At 44.8% G+C, this 13,323-nt stretch carries 13 protein-coding genes, 1 riboswitch and 1 other annotated feature; of the genes, 4 read left to right on the plus strand and 9 right to left on the minus strand.

The window, feature by feature from the left end; genetic code table 11:
• Positions 1-11: 11 nt before the first annotated feature.
• The 3 genes from lpxH (at position 12) to AB4503_RS13110 (ending at position 2,736) form a co-directional block, all read left to right on the plus strand.
• Positions 12-746 carry a UDP-2,3-diacylglucosamine diphosphatase gene (gene lpxH, locus AB4503_RS13100; protein ID WP_017067392.1) on the plus strand — a complete coding sequence of 245 codons (735 nt, stop codon included), beginning with the start codon at positions 12-14 and terminating at the stop codon, positions 744-746.
• A gap of 123 nt (positions 747-869) precedes the next feature.
• The gene (locus AB4503_RS13105; RefSeq protein WP_372106195.1) at positions 870-2,087 is read left to right on the plus strand and encodes an EAL and HDOD domain-containing protein; all 1,218 of its coding nucleotides are present in this window, start codon (positions 870-872) and stop codon (positions 2,085-2,087) included.
• A 136-nt stretch (positions 2,088-2,223) separates the two neighbouring features.
• Positions 2,224-2,736, plus strand: a complete 513-nt coding sequence (locus AB4503_RS13110; protein WP_017060272.1) for a YchJ family protein — start codon at positions 2,224-2,226, stop codon at positions 2,734-2,736.
• 249 nt (positions 2,737-2,985) lie between these two features.
• Here the strand turns inward: AB4503_RS13110 and hisIE are convergent, their stop codons facing one another.
• The 9 genes from hisIE to AB4503_RS13155 all read right to left on the minus strand — a co-directional run bounded on the left by hisIE (position 2,986) and on the right by AB4503_RS13155 (position 12,230).
• Complete coding sequence (hisIE, locus tag AB4503_RS13115) at positions 2,986-3,636, minus strand: bifunctional phosphoribosyl-AMP cyclohydrolase/phosphoribosyl-ATP diphosphatase HisIE (protein ID WP_017060271.1); 651 nt, start codon at positions 3,634-3,636, stop codon at positions 2,986-2,988.
• Positions 3,633-4,406 (minus strand): imidazole glycerol phosphate synthase subunit HisF, encoded by a 774-nt coding sequence (hisF, locus tag AB4503_RS13120; RefSeq protein ID WP_017060270.1) that lies wholly within the window; start codon positions 4,404-4,406, stop codon positions 3,633-3,635. The genes hisIE and hisF overlap by 4 nt, the downstream gene beginning before the upstream one ends.
• On the minus strand, positions 4,388-5,125 hold the full coding sequence (hisA, locus tag AB4503_RS13125; RefSeq protein ID WP_012604374.1) for a 1-(5-phosphoribosyl)-5-[(5-phosphoribosylamino)methylideneamino]imidazole-4-carboxamide isomerase: 738 nt from the start codon (positions 5,123-5,125) through the stop codon (positions 4,388-4,390). Before hisA ends, hisF begins: the two co-directional genes overlap by 19 nt.
• 40 nt (positions 5,126-5,165) lie before the next feature.
• A complete protein-coding gene (hisH, locus tag AB4503_RS13130; RefSeq protein WP_372115003.1) occupies positions 5,166-5,783 on the minus strand; it encodes an imidazole glycerol phosphate synthase subunit HisH in 618 nt (205 codons plus the stop codon).
• Between the two features lie 9 nt (positions 5,784-5,792).
• Positions 5,793-6,881 (minus strand): bifunctional histidinol-phosphatase/imidazoleglycerol-phosphate dehydratase HisB, encoded by a 1,089-nt coding sequence (hisB, locus tag AB4503_RS13135; RefSeq protein ID WP_017067390.1) that lies wholly within the window; start codon positions 6,879-6,881, stop codon positions 5,793-5,795.
• 129 nt (positions 6,882-7,010) lie between these two features.
• The gene (hisC, locus tag AB4503_RS13140) at positions 7,011-8,051 is read right to left on the minus strand and encodes a histidinol-phosphate transaminase (RefSeq protein WP_017060266.1); all 1,041 of its coding nucleotides are present in this window, start codon (positions 8,049-8,051) and stop codon (positions 7,011-7,013) included.
• A 9-nt stretch (positions 8,052-8,060) separates the two neighbouring features.
• Positions 8,061-9,362, minus strand: a complete 1,302-nt coding sequence (gene hisD / locus AB4503_RS13145) for a histidinol dehydrogenase (protein ID WP_017065318.1) — start codon at positions 9,360-9,362, stop codon at positions 8,061-8,063.
• Positions 9,362-10,258 (minus strand): ATP phosphoribosyltransferase, encoded by an 897-nt coding sequence (hisG, locus tag AB4503_RS13150; protein WP_017060264.1) that lies wholly within the window; start codon positions 10,256-10,258, stop codon positions 9,362-9,364. Before hisG ends, hisD begins: the two co-directional genes overlap by 1 nt.
• A 53-nt stretch (positions 10,259-10,311) precedes the next feature.
• Positions 10,312-10,447 (minus strand) — a sequence feature (His leader region).
• A gap of 190 nt (positions 10,448-10,637) precedes the next feature.
• Complete coding sequence (locus AB4503_RS13155; protein ID WP_017060263.1) at positions 10,638-12,230, minus strand: Na+/H+ antiporter NhaC family protein; 1,593 nt, start codon at positions 12,228-12,230, stop codon at positions 10,638-10,640.
• A 112-nt stretch (positions 12,231-12,342) separates the two neighbouring features.
• Positions 12,343-12,520: riboswitch (Lysine riboswitch) on the minus strand.
• A gap of 364 nt (positions 12,521-12,884) precedes the next feature.
• Here AB4503_RS13155 and AB4503_RS13160 point away from each other — a divergent pair.
• Positions 12,885-13,295, plus strand: coding sequence for an H-NS family nucleoid-associated regulatory protein (locus AB4503_RS13160; protein WP_017060262.1), 411 nt, complete (start codon positions 12,885-12,887; stop codon positions 13,293-13,295).
• Positions 13,296-13,323: the final 28 nt, after the last annotated feature.

Genomic DNA, 13,323 nt, shown 5'->3' on the forward strand with positions numbered 1-13,323 from the left:
TTTTTAGACCTATGAAAACATATTTTATATCAGATCTGCACCTTTCTCCGTCACGAGAAGACATCACAGACTGCTTCTTAGCCTTTATGAAGAAAGAAGCCGTAGAAGCGGATGCACTTTACGTATTAGGTGACCTTTTCGAATTCTGGATTGGTGACGATGATAAGAGTGAATTCGCGACTTCTATCCGCCAAGCGTTTATCGACTTAGTGAAAACAGGCGTGCCTTGTTACTTTACTCAAGGGAACCGCGACTTCTTAGTCGGCAAAAAATTTGCTAAGCAAACGGGCGTACAACTTCTCGACGAAGTTTCTACGATCGATATCTACGGGCAAAAAGCGGTAGTATTGCATGGAGATACCCTATGTACTGAAGATGTAAAGTACCTCGCCTTTCGCGAAAAAGTGCATCAGCCATGGTTACAATGGGTCTTCAACCGAATTCCATTTTTCATCAAGAAGAAAATTGTTTCAAAGGTTCAATCAGATATCAAAGATGACAAGCAGACCAAGTCTCTCGACATCATGGATGTGACACAGCAAGAAGTCGAAGATGTGATGGAACGAAACAATGTCGATCTGATGATCCACGGCCATACTCACCGCCCAGACATCCATACATTTAATGCTAACAATTGCACTAAAACCCGTATCGTACTTGGCGATTGGTATACGCAAGGCTCAGTGCTGGTGTTCACGCCGCAAAGTTTTGAACTACAGAATCGAGCGTTTAGCAATAGCTTTTAACATAACGCTTAAACTTTCACTTTGATTATTATTGTCGGTCAGACTTTCTTAGAAAGTGTATGGTAATTTCTAGTGAATTAGCTATTATCTCTCTACCAGAAATAAACCGAACACAGTACCAAGTTGAAATATTCATACGTAGCGCGTCAACCAATACTCGACACAGGCAAGAAAACCATAGGTTACGAGTTGCTATTCAGGGATGGTCCTAAGAACACTTTCCCTGAAGTAGAGCCGGAGCTCGCTACTAGCCGTTTGCTTTCCGATCACTTCTTATCGACCCACTATAATACGTTGGGTGATAAGCTTGGGTTCGTGAACTTCCCATATGCAAGCCTAATCAACTTAGTCCCTACTCTGTTCCCCAAAGAAAGCCTCGTTGTTGAGGTTCTTGAAGACTGCGAACCAACAGACGAATTACTTGAAGCAATCAAAACCATCTTTGACGCGGGTTATACCATTGCGCTAGACGACTTTGTGCCAAGTAAAGCTTGGAAGCGCTTCTTACCCTACGTTTCAATTATCAAGTTCGATATCCGTTTGACGCCAATTGCCAAAGCAGCGATGTTTATGAACTCTCTCAAAGGGCTAGATATCAAGTTCCTTGCTGAGAAAGTAGAAACGTACGAAGAATACCAAGAAGCGAAAAAAGCAGGCTTCACCTACTTTCAAGGTTATTTCTTTAGCAAGCCAGAGATGATCCAAACGCGTGCGCTCAACCCGGCATTCCTGACGACCGTTCAGCTGTTAAAAGAGATTGCGCACGACCCTATCGACTTTGGTGAAGTAGAGCGTTTGATTACGCTCGATGTGACCATGTCGTATAAGCTACTTACCTACGTAAACTCCGCTGGCGGTTCACCAACAACGATTCGTTCATTCCGCCAAGCGCTTATTTACCTTGGTGAACAAAAGCTGCGTAAGTTCGTTTCACTTGTGGCGATCGCATCAGCGAAAGAAGACAAGCCGGACTCACTCTACGGTTTGGCGGTATTACGCGCGCGTCAATGTGAGCTCTTAGTCGAGAAGATGAATGTGAAGGTTGAGCCAGGACAAGCCTTTTTGACCGGTATGTTCTCGCTACTGGATTCACTGTTTGACCAACCGTTGAAGCAAGTACTGGACTCAGTGCCAATCGACGATGAGATTAAACAGGCCCTTATCCAACGTAAAGGCGTGTTAGGTGCGATTTTGGCCATGGTTATTGCTTATGAACAAGCCCGATGGGACGAAGCAACGCGCATTCGTAAACTTCTCAAGCTCAGTGAGGCTCAACTAGGCCAAGCTTACGATGAAGCAATGACTTGGGCACAAGAGCTATTGTCTCCAGCCTTGAAATAGTAAACTTCGCGCTAACACTTTGATAATTTCAATAACTTCAACAGAAACCAAACTTTGGTGAGAGATCGTTTCTTGGTAAACTCCCACGCATTCACTTATGGCCTCTTAATAGAGGCCATTTTTACAGGATCTGACTATGTCTTTATGCCCATGCGGTAGCAAAAATACTTACCAACAGTGCTGTGAATCAGCGCACCTTCACCACAGTGCTGTTGAAACGCCTGAACAGTTGATGCGCTCTCGTTATTCAGCGCACGTGTTGGGTTTAGTTGACTATGTTGTTGCGACTTACCACCCTAGCTGCAACGCAGAAGCGCAAAGAGAAGGTATTGCCGAATCTATCAACAGTGATTGGGCAGGACTAGAAGTCATCGATACTGCGGTAGGCTCGCACCAAGACGAAGGCTTTGTTGAGTTTAAAGCTTACTTCAATGAAGAAGGCGCACAATACTGCATGCAAGAACGCTCTCGCTTTATACGTGAAGACGGTCTTTGGTACTACATTGATGGTACCTTCCCAGAGCAGGAACAAACTACACAACCAGAAATTGACCCACGCTTAAATCAAACCGTTGAGAGCTTTAAAATCGGCCGTAATGATCCGTGTATTTGTGGCAGTGGTAAGAAATACAAGAAGTGCTGCGGGTAACTCGTTCGACTAAGAAGTCAGATTAAGAGAAGAGATTCCTGATGTCGCTTAGGCTCCTCGGAATGACGCAAAGTCAGAGGTTAGAAAAGTGACGTAGGGCTTAGAAATCTTGAAATCTTGAAATCTTGAAATCTTGAAATCTTGAAATCTTGAAATCTTGAAAATTAAAAAACTAAAAAGCCCCGTAAACATGTTTGTTTGCGGGGCTTTTGTCTGTCTTTTACGCGGTTCTATTAATCTAAAGAGAGCTTACTTATGACGCTCTTTCAGCTTGTTTACCACATCATCCATCGATAAGCCTTGGTCTTGAAGAAGAACCATTAGGTGGTAAATCAAATCTGCTGATTCACACACTAACTCCGCCTTATCGCCCGACGTCGCCGCAAGCGCGACTTCAACGCCTTCTTCGCCCACTTTTTGCGAAATACGCTTGGTGCCACGGGCATATAGACTGGCAGTATAAGAAGATTCAGGATCGGCGTCCTTGCGGGCAGCCAATAGCTGCTCAAGCTGATGAAGCCACACCATCTGAGACTCTTCTTGCTTGTCTCCATCCCAACACGTTGTTGTACCTGTGTGGCACGTTGGACCAATGGGATTAACTTTAACCAGTAAGGTGTCGCTGTCACAGTCCAAGGCGATGTTTTGCAGTTGCAATACATTGCCCGACGTTTCACCTTTCGTCCAAAGACGCTCTTTTGTGCGAGAGAAAAACGTCACATTGCCAGTTTCACCCGTTTTCTCAAGTGCGGCTGGGTTCATGTATCCCATCATTAGCACTTGGCTTGACTGGTAATCTTGAACAATCGCTGGCACTAAGCCATCTACTTTTTCCCAGTTAATACGCTCTGACAATGCGCCTACTTCTGTTTTTGATAAGCTTACGGGTTCAAAACTCATAGTCGCACCTCTACATCTTGTTGTTTTAAATACTGTTTAAGTTCACCAATATTGATGACTTGTTTGTGGAATACCGAAGCCGCAAGTGCTCCATCCACGTTGGTCTTTTTATAAGCTTCAGCAAAGTGCTCCATTGCACCAGCGCCACCAGAGGCAATCAATGGCACATTACACACTTCACGCACCATGTTTAACTGATCGATATCATAGCCGTTACGAACGCCATCTTGGTTCATCATGTTTAACACAATCTCACCTGCGCCACGCTTCTGTACTTCCTGCACCCAATCTTTGGTTTCCCATTTGGTTGCTTTAGTACGCGCTTCATCGCCTGTAAATTGGTAAACCTGATATTTACCGGTTTCTTTGTCGAAGTATGAATCGATACCGACAACGATACACTGAACGCCAAACTTATCAGCAAGGTCAGTAATCAGCTGTGGATTAGCCAATGCCGGTGAGTTGATTGACACTTTATCCGCACCAAACTCAAGAATGCGCGCTGCATCTTCTGCTGATTTAATACCACCAGCGACACAGAAAGGGATATCGATCACTTCAGCTACGCGTTTCACCCAGCTTTTATCGACCACACGGCCATCACTTGATGCGGTGATGTCATAAAATACCAATTCATCGGCGCCCTCTTCTGCATAGCGTTGTGCTAGCGGAACGATGTCACCAATAATTTCGTGGTTACGGAACTGAACGCCCTTAACCACTTGTCCGTCACGGACATCCAAACAAGGGATTATTCGCTTTGCCAACATGCAAATGCCTCCTCTGCGGTAAACTTGCCATCAAGTAGCGCACGACCCACAATCACACCCGCAACACCGCTGCCTTTAAGCGCTTCGATATCAGCTAGGCTGCCAATGCCGCCCGATGATTGGAATTGCACTTGTGGGTACTGCTTACAAAGATCAACATAGAGCTCTACGTTTGATCCTTCTAGCGTGCCGTCACGTGAAATATCGGTACACAGCACGTGTTTAAGGCCAACCGTGAGGTAGTCTTCAATCAGCGCTTCAATAGTCACACCTGAATCTTCTTGCCAACCTGAAATCGCCACTTTACGTGTGCCGCTTTCATCAATGTTGATGTCTAGAGCCAGCACGATTTTTTCCGCGCCATACTTCTCCATCCAACCTTTCACCAACTCAGGTTGCTTAACGGCTGTAGAACCAACCACAACGCGCTGTGCGCCAGCTTCTAGCAGATCAACGACATCTTGTTCGTTACGCACGCCACCACCAATCTGGATGTTCGCAGGCGTGCTAGCAAGGAGCTTAGCAATCAAGTCTAACTGACGAGCCGTTGTGTCTTTTGCGCCCGTTAAGTCAACAAGGTGCAGCCAGCCAGCGCCAGCTTGGTGGTACAGATTAAACTGCTCTGCTGGGTCTACTTTGTATTCTGTTACTTGCCCGTAGTCTCCTTGGAATAAGCGAACTACTTGGCCTTCAATTAAATCTAACGCGGGAATAATCATTTACATTCCTTATATGGCAACGTTAGCCGCTGCCTAATCCTTATAACAATTCCAAGAAGTTCTGAATCAGCTTAGAGCCAGCTTTCGAAGATCGCTCTGGGTGGAACTGAACACCATAATAATTGCCACTTTGAACCGCCGCAGTGAACGGATTACCGTAATCACATTGTGCGATTGTGTAGTCGCCCACTGGCATTGCGAAGCTATGAACAAAGTAGAAGTATTCGCCTTCTTCAATGTCTTTAAATAGCGGGTGATTAGGCGTTGCTGTTACTGTGTTCCAACCCATGTGTGGTAATGGTAAGTCGCCCGTTTCAAGTAAACGAACTTCGCCATCACACAAACCTAGGCATTCAACTAACTCATCAGCCTTTTGACCTTTCTCTTGAGACAGTTTGCCTAACAGCTGCATACCTAAACAGATACCCAGCAGAGGCTTCTCAACTTGCTTGACAAGGGTAACAAGGTCACGCTCTTGCAGGTTCTTCATTGCCTCACTTGCTGTACCTACACCGGGTAGGAATAGCTTGTCGGCAGCAAGAACAACTTCTGGTTCTTTTGAAATTTCAACTGCGTAGCCCAGACGTTCAATCGCAAACTTCACCGATGAAACGTTGGCACAACCAGTATCAATAATAACGACTTTTTGCTCTTTCATACCGAACCCTTACAGAACGCCTTTGCTGCTTGGTAACTCGTTACCTTCAACTTTGATTGCTTGGCGAAGAGTACGGCCAAACGCTTTGAACAGGCTCTCAATGATGTGGTGATCATTATTGCCATCAGAAGAAAGGTGTAGCGTGCAAGCCAATGTGTCAGTTAGAGAACGGAAGAAGTGAACCACCATCTCGGTTGAAAGATCACCCACTTGCTCACGGCTGAATTTAGCATCGAACTTCAGGTATGGGCGACCAGAAAGGTCTAACGCACACTGAGCCAAACACTCATCCATTGGTAGGCTGAAACCAAAACGGCCAATACCACGTTTGTCGCCTAGTGCATCTTTCAATGCTTGGCCTAAAGCAAGAGCGGTATCTTCGACTGTGTGGTGATCATCGATGTGCAGATCGCCTTTCACAGTCAGGTTCATTTGGAAACCACCGTGTGTCGCGATTTGATCAAGCATGTGGTCGAAGAAACCCATGCCGGTATCGATCTTGTTGCCACCGGTTTCATCAAGGTTTACTGCAACCTTGATATCTGTTTCTTTAGTGGTACGAACTACTTCAGCAATACGCGCATTAACCGTCAGATCTTTAACGATTTGTGGCCAGTTAAGCGTGCCTTCAGTTTCCGCATCCGGGCTATATTGAATACCGCGGATTGCCATGTTCTCTGCCAGTTGAAGATCCGTCATTCGGTCGCCAATCACAACAGAGTGTTGGAAATCGACTTTACCGCCTTGTAGGTACTCTTTAACCATACCCAGTTTAGGCTTACGGCAAGAGCAGTTGTCTTCGTCAAAGTGAGGGCAAATAAGCACGTCGTCAAACTTAACGCCTTGAGATTCGAAGAACTCCATCATCATATTGTGTGGTGCATCGAAATCTTCTTGTGGGTAGCTATCGGTACCTAAACCATCTTGGTTAGTGACCATTACTAAGCGGTAACCAGCATCTTGCAAAGCAAGCAGGCTAGGAATTACTCGCGGTTCGAATTTTAGCTTGTCTAAACGGTCTACTTGAAAGTCAACTGGCGGCTCAACAATTAAGGTGCCGTCACGGTCTATAAAAAGTATTTTCTGTTGTTTACTCACTTGAACTTCCTTTTAATTTTAAATCTGGTGGCCTAGCTAAAATCAAACGCTAACCCAAAATATTGGTTTCACTTGCCAGCCCAATTAATCAACTCAAACTGGCAAATGTTATTACTGGTAAGCCTTTCATTACTGATAAAAGTTACGAATGAATCCAAGTGTCTTTTCGCACTCTTCGCGGTTACCAATACTAATACGAACACAGTCTTCAATAGGTGAATTACGCAAAATAATGCCCGTATCCCAAGCCGCTTTAAATAACTCATCGCCGTTCGGGAATTTCACCAGTAAGTAGTTACCCCAGCCATCAAAAACCGTCACTTGAGGCATACCTAATAGACCCGCCTGCAAATACGCTCGGTTAGCACTTAAATCCAGAACTTGGAACTTAGCTCGCGCGAGTCCTTGCTCTGAGAGAGCTTGAACGGCAATGTCAGCAACAGGGATTGGCACAGGATAAGGAGCGATCACTTTCAACAGTACATCGATAAGCTCTTTATTCGCTAGCGTAAAGCCACAACGTAAGCCCGCCAAAGCAAAGGCCTTCGACAAGGTGCGCAGAATCGCTAGGTTTGGATATTGCTCAAGCAAATCAACGGTTGACGCTTCTGGACAAAAATCGATATACGCTTCATCCATCACCACAATCGCTTTGTCTTGTGTCATTTCAAGCAGCTTGATGATGTCTTTACGATCAACTAAATTACCGGTTGGGTTATTTGGGCTACAAACAAACACCACTTTTACGTTGTCGAGCTGAGCTTCGATAGCTGGAAGATCCAATTGCCATTCAGAAGTCAGAGGCACAACCTTACGCTCAACACCAATCGTCTCTGCACTGATTGCGTACATACCGTAAGTGGGTGGGCAGTAAAGAATAGCGTCTTCGTTCGGCTCACAGAAAGCACGAATCAGTAATTCAATACCTTCGTCAGCACCACGCGTTGTCAGAGTTTGCTCTGATTTCACGCCTGCGTATTGAGCGTAAGCATCAATCAGCTCTTTTGGCTGACATTCGCTGTAACGGTTAAGACGAGACAAGTTCAGGTTGTACTCGTTATCAAACGGAGATTCGTTGGCGTTTAGCCATACATCACCAGTACCGCCTATGCGTCTTGCAGACAAGTAAGGTGTTAGAGCCTGAACTTGTTTTCTTGCTAACTTTTCCATGCCCTACCCTTATTTCGCTTTATTTAACTTTTCAACTCGGATAGTCACAGCGCGTTTGTGTGCATCCAAACCTTCGGCTTCCGCCATTGTTACTACTGTTGGCGCTAGGCCTTTCAACCCATCGGCTGTTAGCTCCTGCACCGTCATTCGCTTAGAGAAATCAGCCAAACCTAGGCTTGAATACGTCTTGGTATAACCGTAAGTCGGAAGAACGTGGTTTGTGCCGGATGCGTAGTCACCTGCAGATTCTGGAGACCAGTCACCAAGGAAAATTGAGCCTGCATTATCTAGCAATGGCAGCAATTCACGTGGGTTCTTGGTTTGAACGATCAAGTGCTCAGGACCGTAGAAATTCGAAATCGCAATCGCTTGAGTGATCGATTCAGCAATGATGATTAAGCTTGAAGCCAATGCTTGCTGAGCGATGTTCGCACGAGACAGTTCTTTCAGTTGCTTTTGAACCGCTTCTGTTACTTGGTCTGCAACCACTGGAGATGGAGTTACCAATACTACTTGAGAGTCAGGCCCGTGTTCCGCTTGGCTCAACAAATCCGCTGCAATGAAGTCTGCATCAGCCGTTTCATCAGCAATCACTAACACTTCAGATGGGCCAGCTGGCATATCAATAGCTGCTCCGCGGAAGTCATTACTCACTTGGCGCTTTGCTTCCGTAACGTAGGCATTACCTGGGCCGAAGATCTTATCGACTTTAGCCACACTCTCGGTACCGTAAGCCATTGCAGCCACCGCTTGACCACCACCAACGTTGTAAACTTCGTCGATCTTACAAAGCTTAGCGACATACAAGATTTCATCAGCGATTGGCGGAGGTGAACAAAGCACAACCTTACGACAACCTGCGATTTGAGCAGGAACACCTAACATAAGAACCGTTGACGGTAGTGGCGCACTGCCACCGGGAATATAAAGGCCAACAGTATTAATCGCGCGCGTCACTTGCTCACACACAACACCAGGCTGTGTCTCAACCTTAATTGGCTGCGGCTTTTGAGCTTCGTGAAACTTAGCAATGTTGCTATAAGCTTGCTCTAACGCTTGCTTCATCTCTGGTGTTAGACGAGCACACGCCTCTTCAATCTCCCCCGAACTGACTCGGATAGATTCTGGAGTTACACCATCAAACTTTGCAGTCAGCTTTTTAAGCGCGGCATCGCCTTCATTTCGTACTTTTGCAATAACATCAGAAACAGTCGCTGTGATGTTTGCACCTTCAGTAATAGCTGGACGCTCTAATACCGAGTCTTGCTGTGATTCACTTAAAGATTGCCAAACAACGGTTCTCATCGTCACTACCCCATCATTTTTTCGATTGGTAATACTAGAATCGAGCTTGCACCCAACTCTTTCAGCTGTTCCATTGTTTCCCAGAACAAGTTCTCTGTACTTACTAGGTGCACGGCAACTTTGTCTTTGTCTGTAGATAGAGGAAGAACCGTTGGATCTTCAGCACCAGGCAGTAGTGCTTTGATTTGCTCTAGTTGAGAGGTTGGCGCGTGAAGCATGATGTACTTCGACTCTTTCGCTTGTTGAACACCCTGCATACGAGTCAGTAGTTTTTCAATCAGTGCGGTCTTGTCTGCGTCGAAGTCGCCAACACGTTGAATCAGTGTTGCTTTCGATTGGAAGATAGCTTCTGCTTCTTTTAGGCCGTTCGCTTCAAGCGTTGCACCTGTAGAAACTAAATCAGCGATAGCGTCTGCAAGGCCAGCGCGAGGCGCGACTTCAACCGAACCTGTTAGCATACAAGTGCTGAACTCAACACCCTGCTCGTCCATGTAGGCTTTAAGTAGTTGTGGGTAGGTTGTCGCAATACGTTTGCCCGCTAAGTCTTGTGGGCCGTTGTATTCTTCGTCTTTATTAATAGCGATTGAAAGGCGGCAACCACCGAAGTCTAAACGACGTAGTGTGCGGAACTCTGAAGGCTCTTTAAGAGCAACACGATCTAGACGAACTTCTTCTAGTTCATTTTCACCGATGAAACCAAGGTCAACTACACCATCCATGATAAGACCTGGGATGTCGTCATCACGAACGAGTAACAAGTCGATTGGCATATTTAGTGAGTGAACCACTAGGCGCTCACCCATGATATTAAATTTAACACCACATTTTTTAAGTAGGTCTTGGCACTCTTTACTTAAGCGACCTTTCTTTTGAATTGCGATTCTTAGGCGTTGTGTCTGCATTGCTGTATCCCTGTGCAAATATTTGAATTTATTGATTATTTAAAAGCGCTAAAACTAAAAAACCCTCGGGGACTTTGTCATCCCGAGGGTTTAAATCTAAATTCTTTTGACTTAACCTCCGGGAGTAATCTTGCTCCCGGGTATACATAAATCTCCCCGAAAGACTAGATAGGGTGATGATGGTGATGAATTTTCATTACTAATTTACGCATACTTATCAGCTCTTAGGTTGTTTGCTGTCTTGTCTCCACACTAACTAAGCTGACATCCTTTTTCAACCATTTATTCGAACTTTTTTCACGAAACTTAAAATTAAATTAACAGGCACAAAAAAGGGAGGCAAACGCCTCCCTGATAGTTTACTGATTAACTTTCAATTTTAGCTTTTGCACGTCGCCATTTTGCAGCGAGAGAAGTAAGCCAATGCAAAACATACAGCAACAAACGTTAGAGACGCTGCGCCAAATGCGATGCCAATTGAAGATGTCATACCTAGAGTGATGAAACCAATGCACGATACGAACGCTACAGACAACGCGTATGGAAGCTGAGTCGAGACGTGGTCGATGTGGTTACAACGAGCACCAGTAGAAGACAGAATCGTCGTATCTGAGATTGGAGAACAGTGGTCACCAAATACTGCACCCGCTAGAACCGCACTTAGCATTGGAAGAATCAGTGCGATATCCGATGCTGCAGCCATATCACCCGCGATTGGTAGCATGATACCGAACGTACCCCAAGATGTACCTGTAGAGAACGCCATAACGCCCGCTAGAAGGAACAACATAACCGGTAACCAGTGGTAATCAATGCTGCCTGTTACTAGAGACGATAGGTAAGAACCCGTTTTCATGTCGCCGATAACAGAACCGATAGTCCATGCAAACACAAGAATCAGAATCGCGCCAAACATAGAGCTAGCACCGATCCACATTGTTCTTGCGATATCAGTCATAGATAGCTTTTGCTTGAATACTGTCGCTAGTGCTACTAGTAAGCCAATAACACCACCGTAAACAAGAGACTTACCTACATCCGTGTTTTCGAATGCGCCTAGAAGGTTGAATGCTTGGCCATCAGCAGCCAGCGCTTGGCCGCCTGTGTAAAGCATTGCAGCCACTGTCGCTACAATTAGCGATACGATTGGCATAACAAGATCAGAAACTGAACCGTTTTCGCTCTCTTCGATATCTAACTCTTCGTTTAGATCGTGAGCTTGCTTTTGATCGTTGTCACCTTCAAAGCCACGGCCTTGAGATGCTTCGATCTCATGCTCACGCATCTTACCAACGTCTAGACCGAACCATGCTACTGCGAACACCATTAGTAGTGCGAATACAGCGTAGAAGTTCATTGGAATAAGACGAACGTAAGCACCCAGTGCAGAATACTCTGTCACACCGTGTGTCACTAAGATGCCACCAATGATCGTGATGATGTAAGCACCCCAGCTAGAAGCAGGCATGATCACACACATAGGAGCAGCAGTTGAATCTAGGATATAAGCAAGCTTAGCGCGAGATACATAGAAGCGGTCTGTTACAGGACGAGAGATAGCACCAACCGCTAGGCTGTTAAAGTAGTCATCAACAAAGATGAATACACCTAAGAAAGCCGCAAGTAGTTTTGAACCACGTTTACTCTTAACGCGAGACTGTGCCCACTCCGCGAATGCGCGAGTACCGCCAGACAGTGTTAATAATGCCGTTGTCATTCCAAGAATAATTAGGAATGCAATGATGCTCATGTTCCAAGTGTTGATGCCACCATCTTCGATGAAAACACCAGATGCTTTAGTAAACACGTAGCTAGCTGCGTTACCTACTGAGTAATCAGCAAGTAGAATCGCACCCATGATGATACCGACACCCAAAGAAACCAATACACGGCGGGTAACAATAGCAAGGCTCAAAGCCACAAGGGGCGGAAGCAAAGATAAAGGTGATGTTGCAAAATCTATTAAATTCATGATCTTCAAAAACCAGTTTTTTATTTGGCTAGAGATCTACTGCAGACAAACTTGATACGGCTGACCAAGCTCATGTTGAACTAAGCGAAAGGGAAGTGAACACTTCACCCAACCCTACAGTAGCGCTCCATAGTTTAAAATTAAGACTATGGCAGTGTTGTACCTATTGAGCACAACCCCAGCAAATTGCTTAGATATACAATTTACTTCGGCAATTACACCTTTCATTCCCGTTCATTGGCATCACCCCAACGGAAGTTACTTTTTATAATTGCACCTCTACGTGCGATAACATTATTAACCGTGTAAACCAGAGTTTAACAACAAATTAACCAACACCTCGCATCAGGTAGCCGCAATTGTACTCATCAAGAGCAACAATGCAACATATCATTCCGAGAAAAATAGCTTTTTGTTAATGAACTAATCAATAGAAGAATAGTCTACATAAGTTGACTACTCCACCTGTCACATATCATTTTTTAAGATATTCTTAATAATTATTATAAATTCAATAGAAATACTGCTCTGAATTTTCAACTATTCATCTCACTTTTATATTTAAATATGTAATAGAAGAAATACTATTTGTTTTATTCCTAGGCTCTGTTTATTATTAGGAAGATTATTTAGTTTACCTTGATGGAAAATATCATGTCTGAATTAACAAAAACTCTATTAAATATCCGCAGCCTTCGTGCCTTCTCACGTGAATTAACTCTTGAGCAACTTGAAGAAGCGCTAGACAAGCTGACTATTGTTGTACAAGAGCGTCAAGAGTCTGAAGCTGAAGAGCGTGCTGCTAAAGCAGAGCAAGAAGCTAAGCTTTCTGCTATTGCTGAACAAATTGCAAAAGACGGAATTGATGTTGCCGATCTTATTGCTGCACTTTCTGGTGAAGCAAAATCTAAAACAACAAAAGCTAAACGCGCTCCTCGCCCAGCGAAATACAAATACGTAGACGCAAACGGCGACGAGAAGACTTGGACAGGTCAAGGCCGTACGCCTTCAGCTATCCAAGAACAGCTAGATGCTGGTAAATCTCTAGAAGAGTTTGCTATCTAAACATTTAGTTTACTTAGTGAGTAATCAA

The organism is Vibrio sp. 10N.222.55.B11, from assembly GCF_041473705.1.
GTDB lineage: Bacteria > Pseudomonadota > Gammaproteobacteria > Enterobacterales > Vibrionaceae > Vibrio > Vibrio crassostreae_C.